General features: G+C 68.4%; 20 protein-coding genes. 11 read left to right on the top strand and 9 right to left on the bottom strand.

Annotation, left to right across the window (positions count from 1 at the left end; all coding sequences use genetic code 11):
• The first annotated feature begins 50 nt into the window (after window positions 1-50).
• The 9 genes from atpE (at window position 51) to PG878_RS18210 (ending at window position 8,614) form a co-directional block, all read left to right on the top strand.
• The gene (gene atpE / locus PG878_RS18250) at window positions 51-350 is read left to right on the top strand and encodes a F0F1 ATP synthase subunit C (protein ID WP_010340497.1); all 300 of its coding nucleotides are present in this window, start codon (window positions 51-53) and stop codon (window positions 348-350) included.
• Between the two features lie 114 nt (window positions 351-464).
• Entirely contained in the window at window positions 465-935 is a 471-nt protein-coding gene (locus PG878_RS18245) for a F0F1 ATP synthase subunit B (protein ID WP_209031600.1), read from the top strand.
• A gap of 1 nt (window position 936) precedes the next feature.
• Window positions 937-1,464, top strand: a complete 528-nt coding sequence (locus tag PG878_RS18240) for a F0F1 ATP synthase subunit delta (RefSeq protein ID WP_010340679.1) — start codon at window positions 937-939, stop codon at window positions 1,462-1,464.
• Between the two features lie 147 nt (window positions 1,465-1,611).
• Window positions 1,612-3,159: a F0F1 ATP synthase subunit alpha gene (atpA, locus tag PG878_RS18235; RefSeq protein ID WP_209031601.1), complete on the top strand. Its 1,548-nt coding sequence runs from the start codon at window positions 1,612-1,614 to the stop codon at window positions 3,157-3,159.
• Between the two features lie 116 nt (window positions 3,160-3,275).
• Window positions 3,276-4,139, top strand: coding sequence for a F0F1 ATP synthase subunit gamma (atpG, locus tag PG878_RS18230; protein ID WP_209031602.1), 864 nt, complete (start codon window positions 3,276-3,278; stop codon window positions 4,137-4,139).
• 122 nt (window positions 4,140-4,261) lie between these two features.
• On the top strand, window positions 4,262-5,689 hold the full coding sequence (gene atpD / locus PG878_RS18225; protein WP_209031603.1) for a F0F1 ATP synthase subunit beta: 1,428 nt from the start codon (window positions 4,262-4,264) through the stop codon (window positions 5,687-5,689).
• A 174-nt stretch (window positions 5,690-5,863) separates the two neighbouring features.
• A complete protein-coding gene (locus tag PG878_RS18220; protein WP_017910296.1) occupies window positions 5,864-6,286 on the top strand; it encodes a F0F1 ATP synthase subunit epsilon in 423 nt (140 codons plus the stop codon).
• A gap of 380 nt (window positions 6,287-6,666) precedes the next feature.
• Window positions 6,667-7,245 carry a chorismate mutase gene (locus PG878_RS18215; RefSeq protein WP_209031604.1) on the top strand — a complete coding sequence of 193 codons (579 nt, stop codon included), beginning with the start codon at window positions 6,667-6,669 and terminating at the stop codon, window positions 7,243-7,245.
• 445 nt (window positions 7,246-7,690) lie between these two features.
• Window positions 7,691-8,614 (top strand): transposase, encoded by a 924-nt coding sequence (locus tag PG878_RS18210; protein WP_311185976.1) that lies wholly within the window; start codon window positions 7,691-7,693, stop codon window positions 8,612-8,614.
• 154 nt (window positions 8,615-8,768) lie between these two features.
• Here the strand turns inward: PG878_RS18210 and PG878_RS18205 are convergent, their stop codons facing one another.
• On the bottom strand, window positions 8,769-9,152 hold the full coding sequence (locus PG878_RS18205) for a GtrA family protein (RefSeq protein WP_209032523.1): 384 nt from the start codon (window positions 9,150-9,152) through the stop codon (window positions 8,769-8,771).
• Between the two features lie 140 nt (window positions 9,153-9,292).
• Here PG878_RS18205 and glmU point away from each other — a divergent pair, with 140 nt between their 5' ends.
• Both glmU and PG878_RS18195 read left to right on the top strand, forming a co-directional pair.
• Window positions 9,293-10,660: a bifunctional UDP-N-acetylglucosamine diphosphorylase/glucosamine-1-phosphate N-acetyltransferase GlmU gene (gene glmU / locus PG878_RS18200; RefSeq protein ID WP_209032493.1), complete on the top strand. Its 1,368-nt coding sequence runs from the start codon at window positions 9,293-9,295 to the stop codon at window positions 10,658-10,660.
• 3 nt (window positions 10,661-10,663) lie between these two features.
• Entirely contained in the window at window positions 10,664-11,182 is a 519-nt protein-coding gene (locus PG878_RS18195) for a GNAT family N-acetyltransferase (RefSeq protein ID WP_209032494.1), read from the top strand.
• A 91-nt stretch (window positions 11,183-11,273) separates the two neighbouring features.
• Here PG878_RS18195 and PG878_RS18190 read toward each other — a convergent pair whose 3' ends face one another.
• The 8 genes from PG878_RS18190 to PG878_RS18155 form a co-directional block, all read right to left on the bottom strand.
• Window positions 11,274-12,629: a sensor histidine kinase gene (locus PG878_RS18190; RefSeq protein ID WP_010343792.1), complete on the bottom strand. Its 1,356-nt coding sequence runs from the start codon at window positions 12,627-12,629 to the stop codon at window positions 11,274-11,276.
• Window positions 12,626-13,963: a sigma-54-dependent transcriptional regulator gene (locus PG878_RS18185; RefSeq protein ID WP_209032495.1), complete on the bottom strand. Its 1,338-nt coding sequence runs from the start codon at window positions 13,961-13,963 to the stop codon at window positions 12,626-12,628. Before PG878_RS18185 ends, PG878_RS18190 begins: the two co-directional genes overlap by 4 nt.
• 102 nt (window positions 13,964-14,065) lie before the next feature.
• On the bottom strand, window positions 14,066-15,301 hold the full coding sequence (locus PG878_RS18180) for an FtsX-like permease family protein (RefSeq protein ID WP_209032496.1): 1,236 nt from the start codon (window positions 15,299-15,301) through the stop codon (window positions 14,066-14,068).
• Window positions 15,298-16,629 carry an ABC transporter permease gene (locus PG878_RS18175; protein ID WP_209032497.1) on the bottom strand — a complete coding sequence of 444 codons (1,332 nt, stop codon included), beginning with the start codon at window positions 16,627-16,629 and terminating at the stop codon, window positions 15,298-15,300. The genes PG878_RS18180 and PG878_RS18175 overlap by 4 nt, the downstream gene beginning before the upstream one ends.
• Before the next feature lie 36 nt (window positions 16,630-16,665).
• Complete coding sequence (locus PG878_RS18170) at window positions 16,666-17,886, bottom strand: ABC transporter permease (RefSeq protein ID WP_209032498.1); 1,221 nt, start codon at window positions 17,884-17,886, stop codon at window positions 16,666-16,668.
• Between the two features lie 37 nt (window positions 17,887-17,923).
• A complete protein-coding gene (locus PG878_RS18165; protein ID WP_209032499.1) occupies window positions 17,924-19,225 on the bottom strand; it encodes an ABC transporter permease in 1,302 nt (433 codons plus the stop codon).
• Window positions 19,226-19,274: 49 nt separating this feature from the next.
• Window positions 19,275-20,501 (bottom strand): ABC transporter permease, encoded by a 1,227-nt coding sequence (locus tag PG878_RS18160; RefSeq protein WP_209032500.1) that lies wholly within the window; start codon window positions 20,499-20,501, stop codon window positions 19,275-19,277.
• A gap of 46 nt (window positions 20,502-20,547) precedes the next feature.
• A complete protein-coding gene (locus PG878_RS18155; RefSeq protein ID WP_209032501.1) occupies window positions 20,548-21,843 on the bottom strand; it encodes an ABC transporter permease in 1,296 nt (431 codons plus the stop codon).

The raw sequence follows: 21,843 nt of genomic DNA, 5'->3' as shown, positions 1-21,843 counted from the left end.
CCCTTCGTTCGATTCACCATCCTCAAGCAACTTTGTTCCTGGAGAAAACCATGTACTTCGCCGTCCTGACCAACCTCGCCCAAGTCCAGAGCTCCACCGTCCTCGCCGTCGGCATCATGATCGGCCTGGCCGCGCTGGGCGCCGGCCTCGGTCTGGCCATCATGGCCGGCAAGTTCCTGGAATCGGCCGCGCGCCAGCCGGAACTGATCCCGGTGCTGCAGGTCCGCATGTTCATCACCGCCGGCCTGATCGACGCCGCGTTCATCATCAGCGTCGCGGTCGGCCTGCTGTTCGCGTTCGCCAACCCGATGATCGGCGAGTTCGTCGCGCGTCTGCCGCAGGGCGGTTGATCCCGTCGTACCGGCGTGCGGTCGCCACCGGCGGCCGCCGCTACGGATGAAGGTTCGGACGCGTCGCCGTGCTGGCGGCGCGTCCACCCCGTCACCATTGGCTGAGCGTACCCCATGAATATCGGTCTCACCCTCTTTGCCCAGGCGCTGGCGTTCGCCGGTCTGATCTGGATCGTCGCGACCAAGATCTGGCCGCCGCTGATGCAGGCCATCGAAGAGCGCCAACAGAAGATCGCCGAAGGCCTGGCCGCCGCCGATCGCAGCCAGAAGGATCTGGCGCAGGCGCAGGAAAAGGTCAACGAAGCGTTGAAGGACGCCCGCATCAAGGCCAACGAGATCATCGATCAGGCGCATGCGCGCGCCAACCAGATCGTCGAGGCGGCCAAGCACGAGGCGATCGTCGAAGCCAACCGGCAGAAGGAACTGGCCCAAGCCGAGATCGACGCCGCGGCCAACCGCGCGCGCGAAGACCTGCGTCGCCAGGTGTCGCTGCTGGCGGTGAGCGGCGCCGAGAAGCTGCTCAAGCGCGAAATCGACGCCAACGCCCACAAGGCGCTGCTCGACGCGCTGGCGGCGGAGATCTGAGATGAGCCAGGCCCTCACACTGGCGCGTCCCTACGCTCGCGCCGCGTTCGCCGCGGCCAGCGACGCCGGCAAGCTCGCGCCCTGGTCGCAGGCGCTGGCTTTCTCCGCCCAGGTCGCGGCCGACCCGCGCGTGGCCGCGCTGCTGCACAACCCGCTGCTGCAGCGGGAGCAGGCGGTGTCGCTGCTGGCACCGGACGCGGCCGACGAGCAGTACCAGCGCTTCCTGAGCCTGTTGGCCGAAGGCCAGCGGCTGCCGCTGCTGCCGGAGATCGCCGGGCTGTACGACCAGCTGCGGGCCGAGGCCGAGCGCGTGGTGCAGGCCAACGTGACCTCCGCGACGGCGCTGAGCGATGCCGAGGTGGCCTCGCTGAAGGTGGCGCTGAAGCAGCGCTTCGGCCGCGAGGTCGAGATCACCACGGCGGTGGACGCTTCGCTGATCGGCGGCGCGGTGATCGACGCCGGCGACGTGGTCATCGACGGTTCGTTGAAAGGCAAGCTGTCGCGTCTGCAATCCGCACTGGCCCACTAAGAAACGGGAATGGCGAATAGAGAGGAGAGAACCCGGCCCGGCGGCGACGCCACCCGCGATTCCCGATTCCCCATTCCCGATTCTCAAAGAAGCTAACCACACGTCGCCATCCGCCGCTGCGCGATGGACGATCCGAAGGAAACCAAGATGGCAACCACGCTCAACCCCTCCGAAATCAGCGAACTGATCAAGAACCGCATCGAGCAGGTCAAGCTGGCCGCGGAGTCGCGCAACGAAGGCACGGTCACCAGCGTGTCCGACGGCATCGTGCGCATCTTCGGCCTGGCCGACGTGATGCAGGGCGAAATGATCGAACTGCCGAACGACACCTACGCCCTGGCGCTGAACCTGGAGCGCGACTCGGTCGGCGCCGTGGTGCTCGGCGACTACGAGAACCTGCGCGAAGGCGACGTGGCCAAGACCACCGGCCGCATCCTGGAAGTGCCGGTCGGCAAGGAGCTGCTGGGCCGCGTGGTCAACGCGCTGGGCGAGCCGATCGACGGCAAGGGCCCGCTGGGCGCCAGCCTGACCGCGCCGGTGGAGCGCGTGGCGCCGGGCGTGCTGTGGCGCAAGTCGGTCGACCAGCCGGTGCAGACCGGCTACAAGTCGGTCGACGCGATGATCCCGATCGGCCGCGGCCAGCGCGAACTGATCATCGGCGACCGCCAGACCGGCAAGACCGCGATGGCCATCGACGCGGTGATCAACCAGAAGAGCACCGGCATCAAGTGCGTGTACGTGGCGATCGGGCAGAAGGCCTCGACCGTCGCCAACATCGTGCGCAAGCTGGAAGAGAACGGCGCGCTGGCGCACACCATCGTGGTCGCCGCGACCGCCTCCGAATCGGCGGCGATGCAGTACATCAGCGCCTACGCCGGCTGCACCATGGGCGAGTACTTCATGGACCGCGGCGAAGACGCGCTGATCGTGTACGACGATCTGTCCAAGCAGGCCGTGGCCTACCGCCAGATCTCGCTGCTGCTGAAGCGCCCGCCGGGCCGCGAAGCCTACCCGGGCGACGTGTTCTACCTGCACAGCCGCCTGCTGGAGCGCGCCGCGCGCGTGTCCGAGGAGTACGTGGAGCAGTTCACCAAGGGCGAGGTCAAGGGCAAGACCGGTTCGCTGACCGCGCTGCCGATCATCGAGACCCAGGCCGGCGACGTGTCCGCGTTCGTGCCGACCAACGTGATCTCGATCACCGACGGCCAGATCTTCCTGGAAACCGACCTGTTCAACGCCGGCATCCGCCCGGCGGTGAACGCCGGCATCTCGGTCTCGCGCGTCGGTGGCGCTGCGCAGACCAAGATCATCAAGAAGCTCTCCGGCGGCATCCGCATCTCGCTGGCGCAGTACCGTGAGCTGGCGGCGTTCGCGCAGTTCGCCTCGGACCTGGACGAATCCACCCGCAAGCAGCTCGAGCGCGGCCAGCGCGTCACCGAGCTGATGAAGCAGAAGCAGTACCTGCCGATGTCCATCGCCAACCAGGCGCTGTCGATCTACGCGGTCAACGAGGGCTACCTCGACGACGTGCCGGTCAACAAGCTGCTGGCGTTCGAAGAGGGCCTGCACGCCCACTTCGCCAACACCCAGGGCGACCTGGTGGCCAAGGTCAACGACACCGGCGACTGGAACGGCGACATCGAAGCCGCGTTCAAGAAGGGCATCGGCGAGTTCAAGACCACGGGTAGCTGGTAAATCAGTTGCAGGGAATCGGGAATAGAGAATAGGGAATCGTAGGAGCGGGATCCGGGCTTGCCCATTCCCGATTCTCCATTCCCCATTCCCACGAAGCGAGCAAAGCGAGCGAGAGCATGGCAGGCGGACGCGAAATCAAATCCAAGATCAAGAGCGTGCAGAACACCCGCAAGGTGACGCGCGCGCTCGAGATGGTCTCGGCTTCCAAGATCCGCAAGGCGCAGGATCGGATGAAGACCTCGCGTCCGTACGCGCAGGCGATGAAGCAGGTGATCGGGCATCTGGCGCAGGCCAGCACCGACTACACGCATCCGTTCCTGGTGCAGCGCGAGGCGGTCAAGCGCGTCGGCTACATCGTGATCTCCTCCGATCGCGGCCTGGCCGGCGGCCTGAATAACAACCTGTTCCGCAAGATGCTGGGCGAAGTGCGCCAGTGGCAGGACCAGGGCGCCGGCGTGGACGTGGTCACTATCGGCCAGAAGGCCTCGGTGTTCTTCCGCCGGATCAAGGTGGACATGGTCGGCAGCGTCAGCCACCTCGGCGACCTTCCGCAGCTGGAGCAGTTGATCGGCGTGATCAAGGTGATGCTGGACGCGTTCACCGAAGGCAAGCTGGACCGCGTGTATCTGGTCTACAACCGCTTCGTCAACACGATGACGCAGAAGGCCAGCTTCGACCAGTTGCTGCCGCTGCCGGCGGCCGAGAGCCAGGTGGCGCACCACGACTGGGACTACCTGTACGAACCCGATGCCGCGAGCGTGCTCGAGCACGTGATGACGCGCTACATCGAGTCGCTGGTGTACCAGGCGGTGCTGGAGAACGTGGCGTCCGAGCATGCGGCGCGCATGGTCGCGATGAAGGCGGCCAGCGACAACGCCAGCAAGCTGATCAGCACCTTGCAGTTGGTCTACAACAAGGCGCGTCAGGCCGCGATCACCCAGGAAATTTCCGAAATCGTCGGCGGCGCAGCCGCTGTGTAGCCGGGAATGGGGAATGGAGAAACGGGAATGGTCGAAGCAGCAGCGCTCGATCTTCCCATTCCCGATTCCCCGTTCCCCATTCCCGACACCAGATTCGCATAGACATTAGTGGAGTTATCCAAATGAGTCAGGGCAAGATCGTTCAGATCATCGGCGCGGTCGTCGACGTCGAATTCGCGCGTGCCGATGTGCCGAAGATTTACGACGCACTGAAGGTCGAAGGTACCGCCATCACACTGGAAGTGCAGCAGCAGTTGGGCGACGGCGTCGTGCGCACGATCGCGCTCGGCTCCACCGACGGCCTCAAGCGCAACCTGATCGCGACCAACACCGGCAAGGCGATCGCCGTGCCGGTCGGCACCGGCACCCTGGGCCGCATCATGAACGTGCTGGGCGAGCCGATCGACGAGCGCGGCCCGGTCCAGTCCGACGTGCAGTGGGAAATCCACCGCGAGGCGCCCGACTACGCCGACCAGTCCTCCAGCACCGAACTGCTGGAAACGGGCATCAAGGTGATCGACCTGATGTGCCCGTTCGCCAAGGGCGGCAAGGTCGGCCTGTTCGGCGGCGCCGGCGTCGGCAAGACCGTCAACATGCTGGAACTGATCAACAACATCGCGACCGAGCATTCGGGCCTGTCGGTGTTCGCCGGCGTGGGCGAGCGGACCCGCGAGGGCAACGACTTCTATCACGAGATGAGCGACGCCAACGTCATCGTCCAGGACGACCTGAGCAAGTCCAAGGTGGCGATGGTGTACGGCCAGATGAACGAGCCGCCGGGCAACCGTCTGCGCGTGGCGCTGACCGGCCTGACCATGGCCGAGTACTTCCGCGACGAGAAGGACGCCAACGGCAAGGGCCGCGACGTGCTGTTCTTCGTCGACAACATCTACCGCTACACCCTGGCCGGTACCGAAGTGTCGGCGCTGCTGGGCCGCATGCCGTCGGCGGTGGGCTACCAGCCGACCCTGGCCGAGGAAATGGGCGTGCTGCAGGAACGCATCACCTCGACCAAGACCGGCTCGATCACCTCGATCCAGGCCGTGTACGTGCCCGCGGACGACCTGACCGACCCGTCGCCGGCGACCACCTTCGCCCACCTCGACGCCACCGTGGTGCTGTCGCGTAACATCGCTTCGCTGGGTATCTACCCGGCGGTGGATCCGCTCGACTCGACCAGCCGCCAGCTGGACCCGAACGTGATCGGCCACGAGCACTACGACACCGCCCGCCGCGTGCAGTCCACCTTGCAGAAGTACAAGGAACTGAAGGACATCATCGCGATCTTGGGCATGGACGAACTGTCCGAAGAGGACAAGCAGGCCGTGTCGCGCGCGCGCAAGATCGAGCGCTTCTTCAGCCAGCCGTTCCACGTGGCCGAAGTGTTCACCGGCTCGCCGGGCAAGTACGTGTCGCTGAAGGACACCATCCGCGGCTTCAAGGCCATCGTCGACGGCGAGTACGACCACCTGCCCGAGCAGGCCTTCTACATGGTCGGCGGCATCGAGGAAGCGGTCGAGAAGGCCAAGAAGATGGCCGAGAAGGCCTGATCTGGACGCCGGCCGCAGGCGGCCGGCATCCGGGAATGGGGAATCGGAAATCGAGAATCGTCAAGGCGGGACAACTGGAATCTGATGCATCGCGTACTGGTTGAGAGAAGGCAATCTGCTTCTCCCCATTCCCGATTCCCGATTCCCGATTCCCGCCTCACCCAGTGAGGCACCATGAGCACCATCCGTTGCGACATCGTCAGCGCCGAGCATGAGATCTACCACGGCGACGCCACCCTGGTGGTCGCGACCGGCGAACTGGGCGAGCTGGGCATCGCGCCCAAGCACGCGCCGTTGATCACCCGGCTCAAGCCCGGCAAGGTGGTGGTGACCACCGCGAGCGGCGAGCAGCTGGATTTCGCCATTTCCGGCGGCATCCTCGAGGTGCAGCCGCAGGTGGTGACGATCCTGGCCGACACCGCGATCCGTGCGCAGGACATCGACGAGGCATCGGTGCGCAAGGCCAAGGAAGAAGCCGAGCGCCTGCTCGCCAACCGCGGCGAAGGCATGGACGTGGCCGAGGCCCAGGCCAAGCTGGCCGAGGTCACCGCGCAGTTGCAGGCGCTGGAGCGCCTGCGCAAGAACCTCAAGCACTGAGTTCACCGCCACGCGGCCTCACAGCCGCATGCGACGACAACGCCGGCGTTTGCCGGCGTTGTCGTTTCTGGGGGAGGGGTGGGTCTCCTTCATACGCTGCCTCTGCGTGCATGTAGGAAATCACCTTGCGACCCGGCTTGCCGCACTCTGCTGACGCGCAGCGCATTGGATCGCCGCGAAGATCGCATTCCCGCGGCGCAGCCCGCGATCGACGCCGAATGCGACACGGCGCACGGCGCTGGCTTGCTGGTCGCTGACTCGGTGGTGTCTCCATGCGACAAGACGCGCGTGCGGTCATCGTCCGGTCGGTGGACTGCGGCAAGATGGCGGCCCGATCTGCGGACCATCCCCCACCCGCAGACGGTTACCGGAGAATCGAGATGCCCCTGTCCGCTTCCGTTCCTCGTCCCTGTGTGCACGCCCTGACCGCCGTGCTGGCTGGCGCCATGTTGATGGGCTGCGCCTTGCCCGCGCGCAGCGCCACCCCGCTGGAACCGCTGCTGGATCGCATCGTCGAGCGCAATGCGATCGGCGACCAGGTCGCGCTGAGCAAGTGGGACAGCGGCAAGCCGGTGCTGGACGCCACGCGCGAGGCCGCGGTGCTGGCCAGCGTGCGCGAGCAGGCGCCGGCGCACGGCGTGGATGCCGACGACGCCGCGCGCTTCTTCGGCATGCAGATCGAATCCAACAAGCTGGTGCAGTACGAACTGCTGTCGCGCTGGCACCTGCGCGGCCGCGCGCCCGACAGCCCGCGCCCGGATCTGACCGCGCTGCGTGCGCGCCTGGACCAGCTGCAGGGCGAGATGCTGGATGCGTTGCAGGCCAGCGCCACGGTGCGCCAGGCCCCGGATTGCCCGGCCACGACCGCGCGCGCGGCCGAGGCCTATGCGCTGCGCTGGCAGCTGGACCAACTGCATCGCACGGCATTGGTGCGCAGCCTGGGCGATTTCTGCCACTGAGTTTTGGTAGCGGGTCGGCGACGGATGGCCTGTGTCGGAGGGAGGCGAAGTTGCTCTGGCGATCAGCGCCCCTGATGCGGGCCCGTCGTTCGGCCTTCGATCGTCGCGACTGAAGGGTTTCTCTAGTAACGCGCGTTGCCGCGGCGCAGCCGGGCACGTCGTTATCCTCGTAGGAGCGGCTTCAGCCGTGACGGGCGTTCCCGGAATAGCGTGTCGCGGCTGAAGCCGCTTGTGTCAAATGAGGGTCTATCGTTGCAGGTGAGAGCGGAGTGCGGCAGGCCGTTTAGCCGTAGTGCCAGCAAGCACGAGTAGGAGTCAGCGCCGCCGCACCCCGTATCTCCTGCCTTATCAGCCCGAACAGTTGCCCGAGTCGCGAGCTCGAACTCCACAAGCATGGGCGTCGGCAGGAGTGCTCTCGTGACTGAGTCTACTGCGGAGAACGTCTATGCGACGCTATGTCGGGATCGATGTATCCAAGGCCGAACTGGTCATTCATGTCCTGCCGGACGAGCAGACCTGGACCCAAGCCAATACGCCACAAGGGCAGCGTGCGCTGGCCCAACGCCTGGCCGAGCTGGGCTGCGAGCGGATCGTGCTGGAAGCCAGTGGCGGCTACGAACATGCCGTGCTGCAGGTGCTCCGAGAGGCGGACCTGCCGGCAGTGCGGATGGCCGCTGATCGTCCGCGCAAGCTAGCCCAGGCCTTGGGCCTGCATGCCAAAACCGATGTCCTGGACGCGCGCCTGCTGGCCATCGCCGCCCAGCACATCCCGACCACCCCCACGCCCGTGGTGCCCGGGCACCAGCAGTCTCTTCGCGAACTGCTGGACCTGCGTGCCACCCTGGTGGGCCAGCGCGATGCCCATCGGCGGCGCCTGGAGCACATCACCCGCCCTGAGGTGCAACGCCACTGCCGAGAGGTGATCGCCCTGCTGAACCAGCAGATCCAGACGTTGACGCAGGAGATCGGGCAGCAGGGCAAGACCTGCTCGAGCCTCCCTAAGGTGCCTGGGCTCGGCACGATCCTGCGCGCGGTTCTGGCCGCGCGGTTGCCAGAGCTGGGCACGCTGCCGCCACGCAAGCTCGCTGCCCTGGTCGGGCTGGCCCCGTTCAATCACGACAGCGGCTGCTGGAAAGGCCAACGCCGCATCAAAGGCGGACGTGCCGACGTGCGGCGCGTGCTGTACATGGCCACCTGGGCCAGCATCCGCGCCAAATCCCCCTTGGCCAACACTTACGCGCGCCTGCGCGCAGGCGGCAAACCGGCCAAGGTCGCCATCGTCGCCTGCATGCACAAGTTCCTGCGCTGGCTCAACGCCATCGCGCGCGATCAGGCCCCGTACGCTCCTCCTGCCATCGCAGGTGCATGACAGTTGACTCCTACAATGGGACTCCGTGGTTATTCGAGGTCCCTGAAGTCGCTCCCACGGGGATGCTCCCGGCATTCGCTGGCTGTTGTGGGAGGGGCTTCAGCCCCGACAGCGCGCAGCGATGCCGTCCGCATGCCCGCTGTGCATTCCAGCGCTAGCGATACACCAACTGCCGGCCCAGGAAGAACGACACCACCGCCAGCATGCCTTCGACCAGCGGCTTGGCCAGCCAAGCCAGGCGCAGGCCCAACCCGTGCGCGCACAGCGCCACCAGCCAGGTGCTGAGTGCGGTGAGCACCAGCCACATGGCCATGAAGCGGCCGAAGCGCCGCCAGCCTAGGCGTGCGGCGTCGCCATTGGCGAAGGTGATGCGGCCGTTGAGCCAGAACCCGAGCAGGGCGCCGCAGACGCGGCCCAGCACGTTGCCCGGCACGGTGGGCATGCCGGCCGCGGTGGCGGCGACGAACACGCTCCAGTCGATCAGCAATTGCAGCAGGCCGATCAGCAGGAACTGGCTGCCCTGGCGCAGGAGACCCATGAACATCCGCAGGAGAAGACGATCGCGCATGCTAGCGCCTGCCGCGCCGATGTACAGCCCGCCGCGCGTGCGGCGCCCGTGACGGCAGGCGCGGCCGGCACCCTCTAGAATTCGTCGTCCACCCGCACCGGAACCGTCCCATGAGCCTGCCCCTGCACGTCGTGATCCTCGCCGCCGGTGCGGGCAAGCGGATGAAGTCGGTCAAGCCCAAGGTGCTGCAACCGATCGCCGGCCGGCCGATGCTGGCGCATGTGATCGAGACCGCGCGCCGGCTGCAGCCGGATGCGATCCACGTCGTCCATGGCCACGGCGGCGAGGCGGTGCTGGCGGCCTTCGCCGACCAGCCCGACCTGCTGTGGGCCGAGCAGGCGCAGCAGCTCGGCACCGGCCATGCGGTGCAGCAGGCGATGGCGGCCGTGCCCGACGCGGCCACGGTGCTGGTGCTGTACGGGGACGTGCCGCTGATCCGTGCCGACACCCTGACCCGCCTGCTGCATGCGCCAGGGCGCGTGGCGGTGCTGGTCGCCGAACCGGACGATCCCACCGGCTACGGCCGCATCGTGCGCGATGCCGCCGGCAAGGTCGCGGCGATCGTCGAGCAGAAGGACGCCGACGACGAGCAGCGGCGCATCCGCACCATCAACACCGGCATCGTCACCGCCGAGTCCACCGCGCTGAAGCGGTGGCTGGCGCAGCTGCGCAACGACAATGCGCAGGGCGAGTACTACCTGACCGACGTGTTCGCCGCCGCCGCCGCCGAGTTCACTCCGGCGGAAATGGTGCTGGTGGCCGATCCGATCGAGGCCGAGGGCGCCAACGATCCGTGGCAACTGGCGCAACTGGAACGCGCCTGGCAGTTGCGCGCGGCGCGTGCGCTGTGCGAACAGGGCGTGCAACTGATCGACCCGAACCGCCTGGACCAGCGCGGCCGCGTGCGCGCCGGCCACGACGTGTGCATCGACGCCAACGTGATCCTGGAAGGCGAGGTGGAACTGGGCGACGGCGTCAGCATCGGCCCGTTCGTGCGGCTGAAGGACGTGGTGCTGGGGCCGGGTACCGAGGTGCGTGCGCACTGCGACCTGGAGGGCGTCGTGACCGAGGGCGCGGTGCAGATCGGCCCGTTCGCGCGGCTGCGCCCGGGCACGGTGCTGGCCGACGGCGTGCACATCGGCAACTTCGTCGAGACCAAGAAGGCGGTGCTCGGCGTCGGCAGCAAGGCCAATCATCTGACCTACCTGGGCGATGCCACGATCGGCAGCGGCGTCAACATCGGCGCCGGCGTCATCACCTGCAACTACGACGGGGTCAACAAGTCGCAGACGTCGATCGGCGATGGCGTGTTCGTCGGTTCCAACAGCGCGCTGGTGGCGCCGCTGGAGATCGGCGACGGCGCCACCATCGGCGCCGGCTCGGTGATCACCCGCAGCGCGCCCGCCGGCAAGCTGAGCGTGGCGCGGGTGCGCCAGGAAACCATCGAAGGCTGGAAGCGCCCGGACAAGCGCGACTGAGGCATGGTCCGGCGCATGCGTCTGGCGCGCGCGCAGGAGCTGGCGCGGCTGCAGCAGATCGAGCGGCGTGCCGGCGCCCTGCTGCAGGGCCATGCGGCGCAGGCCGTGTTCGCAGCGCACGCGCTGGACCCGGAAGCGTTGCGTGCTGGACTGGCGCGCGAGCAGCTGTGGGTCGTGCTGGACGACGACCGTTGCGCCGGGTATCTGCTGGGTGGGTGCCTGGACGCGGGCTTCCACGTGCAACAGATGGATGTCGATCCGCGTTTCGGGCGCCGAGGCCATGGCCGTGCGCTGCTGCGGCACGCGCGCGCGGCCGCAATGGCTGCCGGCTTCCCGTGCATGCTGCTGACCACCCTGCGCGACGTGCCGTGGAATGCGCCGTTCTACGCCAGCGAAGGCTTCGTCGAGTTGCCGCCTGCGCAGTGGGGGCCGCAACTGCGCGCGACCTGGCAACAGGAGGCCGCGCTCGGTTTTCCGATGCACCTGCGGGTGGCGATGCGTTGTCTGTTGCCGATGTGCTGAGCGCGTCGCGGCTGGTCCCGCTTCTCAGACTGCAGCGGCTGCCTTCGTCAGGAATCGAATCCCGAATCCCCCAATCCCGGCTCCAGAAAAATCAGCCGCGCTCCCCCTGCGGCAACTGCACCGTCACGCACAATCCGCCTTCGTCGCGGTTGTGCAGCGACAGGCGGCCGCCGTGGGCCTCGACGATCTCGCGGGTCAGGGCCAGGCCCAGGCCGGTGCCGTTGCGCTTGGTCGAATAGAACGGCATCAGCGCGTTGTGCAGCACCGCCTCGTTCATGCCGCTGCCGCGGTCCAGCACTTCCAGGCGCAGCCAGTCCGGGCGGGTGGACACGCGCACGCGCACGCCGTCGACCGGCGTCTGCCCTTCCGGCAGGGATTCGTGGGCGTTCTTGACCAGGTTGAGCAGGGCCTGCTGCAGTTGCGCCGGATCGACCCGGCTGTGTAGGTCCGGCGACTCCAGTTCCAGCGCGAACGGGATGTGCTGCTGCAGCCCGGCCAGGAACTGCGCCCAGTGCACCGTCTGCAGTTGCGGTTGCGGCAGCTTGGCGAAGCGCGCATAGCCGCGGATGAAGCCTTCCAGGTGCCGCGCGCGCTCCTCGATGGTGCCGAACACCTCCTCCAGCCGCTCCACCTTCTGCCGCCGCACCAGCTCGGCCCCGGAGTGCGCCAACGAGGCGATCGGCGCCAGCGAGTTGTTGAGTTCGTGGCTGATGACCCGGATCACCTTCTTCCAGGTGTGCACTTCCTGGCGGCGCAGTTCGGCGGTGAGCAGACGGATCAGCAGCAGTTCGTGCGGACGGCCGTTGAGATGGAAGCGGCGCTGCGACAGATGGTAGATCTGCTCCTCGTCCGGATCCTCGTCGCCGCCCTCGATGGCGAACAGGCTGTCGCCGCCGCGCGAGATCGCCTCGCGCAACGGCCCCGGCACGCCCAGCAGCAGGTCGTCCAGGCGCTGGCCTTCCAGCTTCCAGCCGCTGTGCAGCAGCTTGCGCGCGGCCAGGTTGGAGAACACCACGCGGCGCAGGCCGTCGCCGCCCTTGGCGATGAGCAGCATCGCCACCGGGGTGTTCTGCACCATGGTGTCGAGCATCAGTTCGCGCTGCGCCAGGCCCTGGCGTTGCTCGCGCAGGATCTCGCCCAGTTGCGCGTGCGCGGCGACCATCTCGCCGAGTTCGTCGTCGCCGCGCCAGTGCACGCCGAAGTTGTATTCGCCGTCGCGGTAGCTGCTGACGGTGCCGGCCAGGGCGCGGAACAGCGAGCGCATCGGCGCGGTGGCGCGGCGCAGGGTCCACCACATCAGCAGCAGCAGGGCCAGCGCCGAGGCCGTCACCACTTCCCAGCCGCGGTCCATCCAGTAGGCCAGCAGCCACGGCAGGGCGGCGGCCAGCGCCAGCACCGGCAGCAGGCGCAGGAACAGCATGACGGTGAAGGAGCGGCGCAGTTTCATTCGCGGGGGATGCCGTAGCGGTCCATGCGCCGGTACAGCGCCTGTCGGCTCATGCCCAGTTCGGCGGCGGCCTGGGCGATGACGCCGTGCGCTCGGCTCAGCTCGGCCACGATGCGCTCGCGGTCGGGTTCGGCGGCGGTGGCCGTGCGCGGCGCGGCGGGCCTGGGCAGGTTGAGGTCGGCGGCCTCGATCTGCGCGCCGCCGGCCAGCAGTTCGGCGCGCTGCACCACGTTGCGCAGTTCGCGCACGTTGCCGGGCCAGGCGTGGCGCTGCAGCGCCTGGCAGGCGCCGGCCGACAGCGGCTTGTCGCCGGACAGGAAGTGCTCGGCCAGCGGCACGATGTCGCCGGGGCGCTCGGCCAGCGCCGGCAGCGACAGTTCCACCGCGTTGAGCCGGTAGTACAGGTCCTCGCGGAAACTGCCGTCGCGGATCATGCCGATGAGGTCGGCGTTGGTGGCGCTGATCACCCGCACCTTGACCTGGCGCTCGCGGTTGGAGCCCAGCCGCTCGAACCGGCCGGTCTCCAGTACGCGCAGCAGCTTCATCTGCCCGGCCAGCGACAGGTTGCCGATCTCGTCCAGGAACAGGGTGCCGCCGTCGGCGGCTTCGAACTTGCCTTCGCGCACCTTGTTGGCGCCGGTGTAGGCGCCAGCCTCGGCGCCGAACAGTTCGGCTTCGATCAGTTCGGCCGGGATCGCGCCGCAGTTCAGCGCCACGAACGGGCCGCGCCGCACCGAGGAGTTGGCCTGGATGATCTGCGCGATCTTCTCCTTGCCGCTGCCGTTGGGGCCAGTGATCAGCACCGGCAGTTCCGAGCGCGCGACCTGGCAGGCCAGGGCGATGGCGCGCTCGCTGGCGGGATCGGCGAACACCGCGCCGCACAGGTCGTAGCGCTGCGCCAACTGCTGGCGATGGCGGCGCTCGCCGTCGCGGCGGCGTTCCAGTTCGCGGCGGGTCTCGGACAGTTCCAGCAGGTTGTTGACCGTGGTCAGCAGCTTGCGGTCGTCCCAGGGCTTGGCCAGGTAGTCGGCGGCGCCGGCCTTGACCAGTTCCACCGCGCTGCTGAGCTGGGTCCAGGCGGTCAGCAGGATCACCGGCAGGTCCGGATGGCGCGTGCGGATCGCCTCGAACAGGGCCACGCCTTCCTCGCCGGAGGTGGTGTCGGCGGTGAAGTTCATGTCCTGCAGGACCAGGTCGATGTCGCCTTCGCCCAGACGCTGCAGGCCCGCCTGCGGGCTGTCGGCGTAGACGGTGTCGATGTCGTGCAGGGAGAACAGCACTTCCAGCGCGGTGGCGACCGCGGGGTTGTCGTCGATGATCAGCAGGCAGGGCATCGTGCACCTTGGGCGCGGATCGGCGCGCCGGTGGAGGAAAACGGATCAGGCCGCATCATCGCAGCCTGCGTCCGGCTTGTCGTGTGTCCGCGCATCGCTGGCTCAGACACTGCGCGTGGCCACCGCCGGCGGCACCGCGGCGGCGCGGCGCGCGGGCGCCAGGATCGCGAGTTGGCCGAGCAGCAAGAGTGCCGCAGCGACGGTCGGCAGGTAGCCCAGCGGCAGGCGTGGCAGATCGTAGCGCTGCAACAGCGCTTGATTGAGCAGCAATGCCAGCACCATGCCCACGGCGCTGCCGACGCTCACGATCAGCAGGTTTTCGGTCTGGAAATGGCGCAGGATGTCGCGACGGGTCGCGCCGATGGCGCGGCGGATGCCGATCTGGCGCGTGCGTTGCTGCACCCAGAAGCTGGCCAGCCCGCCGATGCCCAGGGCGGTCACGAACAACAGGCCCGTGGTCGCCGCGAGCAGCAAGCCGATCATGGTGGCATCGCGCTGGAAATAGCGCTGCCGCAGCTGGGAGTAGCTGCGGCGGCCTTCGCGCGGAATCAGCCGCACCGGCCCTGCCTGTGCCAGCGCGCTCGCCGCTGCGGCCAGGACCCGTTCGCGGTCCTGCGGCGCGCTGCGCAACAGGTATTGCACCTGGTTGCCCGCGGGCAGCTGCGGCGACAGCGCGGCCAGATGGTCGACCGCTGCGCCGCGCAGCGTCGTGCGCAGCAGGTCGTCGACGACGCCGACGACGATGGCGCCGTGGACGCCGCCATACAGCGTTTTGCCGACCGCAGGTTGTCCTGGCCACAGTTGCCGCGCCAGCGCGCGGGTGACGATCACGGCGCTTGGCGTGGCGGTGGAATACTCGTCGGCACGGAAGTCGCGGCCAGCGATCAGGTGCGTGCCCATGGCCTGCACGAAACCTTGCGAGCCGGAGTAATACGTGGCCTGGATGCACCCTGTATTGTCCATCGACTGCTGCGCCATCGCGCGGTCCAGCGTCTGCCGGTCGGGGCAACCGCCATAGTCGTTGGCGCCGCCGGACAGCGGCAGGCTGAAGCCGATCGCGGCGGCCGCGGTGACACCGGGAATGCTGCGCAACGCCTGCAGGTCGGAGTGTTGCTGGGCCAGCGCATTGCCATCGCTCTGGACGCCGCGAACCGAGATCAGCGCCAGTTCCTCCTCGGGCAAGCCGCTGGAGACCCGCAGACGTTCGATGCGCCCACCGATCAGGAACACGGCGTTGGCGACGAAGGCGCAGGTCAGTGCGACCTGCAGGGCCAGCAGCGCGGCGGTGAGGCGGTGATGCTGCAGGCTGGAGAGGATGGGGCGGATCGGCAGATTCATGTCAGGTCCTTGATCTGCAGGGCCGGGTCGATCCGGCTGGCCCGCCAGGCGGGCAGCAGGCCGGCCAGCAGCGCGGCGATCACCGCGAGCGCCACGGTGGCGAGCAGCATCTGCAGGTCCATCCGCGCCAGCCTGGCGTAGTCGTCCGGGCGCTGACGCACGCTCCACAGGCCCAACTCGGCGATCGCGATGCCCACTGCGCCACCGAGCAACCCGATCAGCGCGGCTTCGCTGCCGAACTGCAGGAACACGTGGCCGCGACGGGCACCGAGCGCGCGCCGCACGCCGATCTCGCCGCCGCGGCGCAGGAATTTCGCCAGCAGCAAGGCGATCACGTTGACCAGGCAGATCCACAGGAAGCCCAGCGCCAGCAGCGTCTGCAGGCGCACATCGTCGGGCACCATCCGCAGGTGGCGCAGCCAGTCCATCAACGCATACAGCCGCGCGCGCTCCGGCGGCCGCTGGAAGCGGCCGCTGGCGTGCTGTGTCGCGGCATAGTCGTAGAGCAGGCGCTGGTAGGCGGCGACCTGCTGCGGCGTGTCCAGGCGCACCCAGAACTGCAGCCAGCTGGTCGACGGATCCTTGCGTCGCGCCGCGTCGTCGCCGTCGAAGCTGTTCCAGCTGCTGATGTTGCTGTTGACGTCCAGTGCCAGTTCCATCGCGGTCGACAGCGGCAGGAAGAAGTCGTCGCGCTGGCCGAAGCCGCCCTTGCTGCCGGGGTCGGCGTAGAACAGCGGTTGCGGATCCCAATCGCCGGTCACGCCGATCACCTCGAAGCCGATGCGCTTTTCCCCGAGCGCCACCCGCTGGCCGATCGGATCGCGCGTGCCGAACAGGGTGTCGGCCAGGGTGCGGCTCAGCACGATGACGCGGGCGTGGCTCTGGTCGTCCGCCGCGCTCCAGCCGTGGCCGCGTTGCAAGGGGATGCCGAACAGGGCGAAGAACCCGGCGCTGGTGTAGCGGCCGCTCAGGTCGAGCGGCGCTTGCGCCGCACGCGGCGGCCACAGCAAGACCTGCCCGCCAGCCATCGCCGCCTGCGGCGTGGCGGGTGCGGCGCGCAGCAGCGCCATGGCGTCGGGCCAGGTGAGGTTGTCGGCCGGATCGCCCCACTCCTGGTTGTCCGGGTAGCTGCGCGGCAACGGATCCAGATGCGGGGTGTAGAGCGCACCGCTCCTGTCCGGCAGCGGGTCGCGCGACATCACGTGCAGCACCGTCAGCATGGTCATGCTCGCGCCGATGCCCAGGCCGATCGCCAGCACCATCAGCGCGGTGGCGATCGGCGTGCGCCGCAGGCTGCGCCAGGACAGCCGCAGATAATGGTTCAGCATCCTGCCTCTCCTCGTTTGGACGGTGGCGGCGTTCGCTCAGACACTGCGCGTGGCCACCGCCGGCGGCACCGCGGCGGCGCGGCGTGCGGGCGGCAGCACCGCGAGCTGGCCGAGCAGCCACAGCACCAGCGCACCGACCGGCAGGTACCACAGCGGCAGCCGCGGCAGCTCGTAGGCGCTCATCAGATACAGGTTGGCGGCATAGGCCAGCAGCATGCCGAGGACGATGCCGGCGCTGGCGAGCAGGAAGTTCTCCAGCTGGAAATGCCGCAGGATCTGCGTGCAGGTGGCGCCGAGCGCACGGCGGATGCCGATCTGCTTGGTGCGCTGCTGCACCCAGAAACTGGTCAGGCCGACGATGCCCAGCGCGGTGACCAACAGCAGCAGGACGCAGACGCCGACCAGCAGCCAGGCCATCGCCAGATCGTTGCGGTAGTAGTCCGCGCGGGCGCGCTGCAGGGTCTTGCCGCCGTTCACCATCCGCCGTGGACCGTGGTGCGACAGCGTCGCCTTGGCTTGCCGCAACACCGCCTCGCGCTGCGCCGGGTCGCGCACGCGCAGCAGGTAGGTGCCGCGATCGTAGGGAACGTTCACCGGGAACAGCATCGTGTCCTCGTAGTGGCCGATGTTCCCTCCTTCGCGGGGTTGCACCAGGCGTTGCACCACGCCGACGACACGGTGTTCGCCGTAGACGTAGATGGTGCGGCCCACGGCGTTCTGCCCGGGGAACAGGCGTTGCGCCAGCGACTGGCTGAGGATGACCGAGGGCGGGATGCGCTTGGCCACCGGATCGCGCAGTTGCGCGTCGTCGATGAACTCGTCGTCCGCGAAGCGGCGCCCTGCGACCAGATGCAGCCCCAGGGTATCGAGCAGCCGTGCGTCGCCAAAGTATTGCACCGCATGCAGGGTGCTGCGTTCCTGATCCGGGCGCAGCGACACGCCGCTGTAGCCGAGCGACTCGCCGAACAGCGCCTGGTTGATGATGCTGGCCTCGCGCACACCCGGAATGCGTCGCAGCGCGTCCAGGTCCGCGCGGGTCTGCGCGGCGCTGTTGCCGTCGCTGACCACGCTGCGGCTGCGCAGTTGCACCAGTTCCTGCTCGGCGACGCCGCTGGGCCGCTGCATACGCTCGAGCCGCTGATCGATCAGGAACAGCGCGTTGCAGACGACCGCGCAACTGAAGGCGATCTCCAGCACGATCAGGCTGGCGGCGACGCGGTGCTTGCGCAGACTGGAGAGGATGGGATGGAGGGACACGGTGGGAGTTCCTGGCGGAGAGGGCGCGCGCGGCGCGTCATTGCGACTTGAGCTGCAGGGCGGTGGACACGCGCATCGCCTGCCAGGCCGGCAGCAGGCCGGCGAGCAGCGCGCTGCCCAGGCTCATCGCCAGGGCGAGCAGCAGCATGCGGCCGTCCAGGTGCGCCAGCGCGGCGTAGTCGGCCGGCTGCTGCCGCACCAGCCAGGTGCCGATCCAGGCCAGCAGCAGGCCGCCGGCACCGCCGGCCAGGCCGATCGCCGCCGCTTCGATCAGGTGCTGGGCGAAGATCGTCCGCCGCGAGGCGCCGAGCGCGCGGCGCACGCCGATCTCGCCGCTGTGGCGCAGGAACTTGGCCAGCATCAGCCCGGCGGTGTTGAGCAGGCAGATGCCCAGGAACGCCAGCGCCAGCCCCATCTGCAGGCGCACGTCGGAGGGCACGGCGTGGTTGCGGTCCAGCCAGGTCATCACGTCGCTGAGGCGGATGTCCGGCGGATGGCGGAAGCGGCCGGCGTCGCGCTGCTGCTGCGCATAGGCCAGCAGCGCGTCCAGGTAGGCGGCGCGCTTGCCGGGGCTGTCCAGTTCCACCCAGTACTGGATCCAGGCGCAGGGGGCGTTCGCGCTGGTCCTGTTGCCGGCATGGTCGCCCCAGCAGGACATCGAACCGCTGACGTCCAGGTCCAGGTCGCGCGCGGTGGAGAACGGCACGAACACGTCTTCGCTGTCGCCATACTCGGTGTTGGTCAGGTCGTAGAAACGCGGGTTCATGTCCCAGGTGTCGATCACCCCGACCACGCGCAGCACGGCATCGCCGAGCTGGAGCTGGCGGCCGACGCTGTTGGCGTCGCCGAACAGTTGGGTATTGAGCCGCCGCGAAATCACCGCGACGCGCGCACGCCGGGCATCGTCGTCCGCGCTCCAGGCGTGGCCGTAGCGCATCGGCACCGCGAACATCGGAAAGAAGTCGGCGCTGGTGTAGCGCGCCTCGGTGCCGAACGGGGTCAGCTGCGGCTGCGCCGGCACCACCGTCACGCCGCCGGCGGACATCATCGCCTGGCGGTCGCCGCGCCTGTCGCGCAGCAGCGCCTCGGCATCGCGGCGGGTCAGTTGTTCCGGGTCGGTATCGTTCGGATCGTAACGGTCGTCCGGTTCGACGTTGAGTTCGACGTTGAACAGCTGCGCGCTCTTGCCGGGAATGGGATCGGCCGCCAGCACATGGAACACGGTCAGCGTGGTCATCGACGCACCGATGCCCACCGCGATCGCCAGCACCATCAGCGCGGTGAGCAGGCGGTTGCGGCCGAAGCTGTGCAGCGCCAGTTTGCAGTAGTAGCCGAACATCGGGCGTCCTGAAGAAAAAAGGCCGGCCGTAGCCGGCCAAGGGGATGGATCAGGTGCTGCGGGTGGCCACGGCCGGCGGCACGTCGGCGGCGCGGCGGGCCGGCGCGAACACCGCCAGCTGGCCGAGCAGCCACAGCGCCACCGCGCCGATCGGCAGGTAGGCCAGCGGCAGCCGCGGCAGTTCGTACTTGCCCATCAGCCATTGGTTGATGGCGTAGGCCAGCAACATGCCGAGCACGATGCCGGTGCTGGCCAGCAGGAAGTTCTCGGTCTGGAAGTAGCGCAGGATCTGCCCGCGGGTGGCGCCGAGCGCACGGCGGATGCCGATCTGCTTGGTGCGCTGCTGCACCCAGAAGCTGGCCAGGCCGACGATGCCCAGCGCGGTGACGATCAGCAACGCGACGCAGACCGCGCCGAGCAGCCAGACCATCGCGCGGTCGCCCTGGAAGTAGGCGTCGCGGATCTCACTATAGGTCTGCTGCTTGAGCACCAGCCGGCTGCTGTCGACCTTCATCAGCGCCGCGGTGGCCGCGTTCAGCACTTCCTGGCGCCGCGCCGGGTCGGTGACCCGCAGCACGTACAGCCCGTCGGTGTAGTTCAGGCGAAACGGCAGCAGCATGGCGTAGTCGATCTCGGCCAGGCCGCTGGCCGCGGTGGGGCGCGCCAGGGTCTCGACGATGCCGACCACGCGAGCGCCCACCGGCCCGGTGTACACGGTCTTGCCCAGCGCGTTCTGGCCCGGGAACATCTTCTCCGCGGTGGCGCGGTTGAGGATGATGGCGGTGCCCTTCTCCTGGATCCGCTTGTCGGTCTGCGCGGCTTCCAGATCCATGTACTCGTCGGGGGCGAAATCGCGTCCGGCCACCAGCTTCAGGCCCAGGGTCTTCAGGGTGCCTTCCTCGGCCATGTACTGCGCGGCATTGAGGGTGGGCCGCTCCTGGTCCGCGCTCAGCGACAGGCTGGTGTTCCAGGAGTAGTGCACGAACGGCACCTGGTTGAGCACCGTGGCGCTGCGCACGCCGGGCACCGCGCGCAGCGCGGCCAGGTCCTCGCGGGTGCGTGCGGCGGCGTTGACCTGCTGGCCGATGCCGCCCAGCGAGATCGTCACCAGTTCCGACTCGGCGATGCCGCTGGGCCGGTGCAGGGTCTCGATGCGGTTGCCGATCAGGAACAGCGCGTTGCACACGATCGCGCAGGCCAGGGCGATCTCCAGCACGATCAGCGCGGCGGCGGTCTTGTGCCGGCGCAGGGTGGACAGGATGGGGCGGATATCCATGGCGATGACCTTGTGAGAGGGCGTGGAAGGCGCAGTGCGCGCAGGATCAGGACTTGAGCTGCAGGGCGGGCGCGACCTGGATCGCGCGCCACGACGGCAACAGGCCGGCGAGCAGGCTGGCGCCCACCGCCATCGCGAAGGTCAGCGCCAGCATGCTGGGATCCAGATGCGCCAGCTTGGCGTAGCTGGCCGGCTGCTGGCGCACGGCCCACAGGCCGAGCGTGGCCAGGCCGAGACCGGCCACGCCGCCGGCCAGGCCGATGGCGCCGGCTTCCACCAGGCACTGCGCGAAGATCGCCCCGCGCGAGGCGCCGAGCGCGCGGCGCACGCCGATCTCGCCGCTGCGGCGCAGGAACTTGGCCAGCAGCAGGCCGACGGTGTTGAGCAGGCACACCAGCAGGAAGCCCATCGCCAGCCACAGCTGCAGGCGCACGTCGCCGGGCACCACTTCGTTGTGGTCCAGCCACTGCATGACGTCGCGCAGGCGCACGTTGTTGGGGCGCTGGAAGCGGCCAGCGGCGCGTTGCTGGGCCGAATAGTTCTCCAGGTAGGCGGTGTAGTCGGCGGCCTGCGCCGGGTTCTCCAGTTCCACCCAGTACTGCACCCAGGTGCAGGGCGCATTGAGCGCGGTCTGGTCGCCGTTGCTGTCGCCGAAGCAGTTCATGCTGCCGTTGCGGTCCATCTTCAGGTCCATCGCCACCGAGAACGGCAGATAGGCCTGTTCGTCCGACCCGTAGGTGTTGGTGACGTCGTAGAAGCGCGGCTTGGGCTCCCAGGTGTCGAGCACCCCGACGATGCGGAAGGTGTTCTGGTCCACGCGCAGTTCCCGGCCGACGCTGTCGGCGCCGTCGAACAGCTTCTCGTTGAGCTTCCGGCTGATGACGACCACGCGGTCGTGGCGCTCGTCCTCGGTGCCGGTCCAGCCGTGGCCGTACTGGAACGGCGTGTCGAACATCGGGAAGAAGTCCGCCGACGTGAAGCGCACCTCCGACTTGAACGGCTTCAGGCCGCTCTTGGTCGGTTCGATCGCGACGCTGCCGCCGGTCATCAGCGCCTGGCGCTTGGCGCGCTTCTCGCGCAGCAGCGCCTCGGCATCGAAGCGCGTGTTCTGCGAATCCGGTTCCTCGCCCGGCTGGTAACCGGCCTTGGGCTGCGCATCCACCTGCACGTAGAACAGGCGGTCGCTCTTCTGCGGAATCGGGTCGCCGGAGAGCACGTGGAACACGGTCAGCGTGGTCATGCTGGCACCGATGCCCAGGGCGATGGCCAGCACCATCAGCGCGGTGAGGACGGTGTTGCGGCGGAAGCTGCGCAAGGCGAGGCGGACGTAGTAGCCGAACAT

The organism is Xanthomonas hawaiiensis (genome assembly GCF_031834635.1).
Taxonomy (GTDB): domain Bacteria; phylum Pseudomonadota; class Gammaproteobacteria; order Xanthomonadales; family Xanthomonadaceae; genus Xanthomonas_A; species Xanthomonas_A sacchari.
The sequence above is the reverse complement of the archived record's forward strand: the minus strand, read 5'-3'. Positions and strand labels throughout refer to the sequence as shown.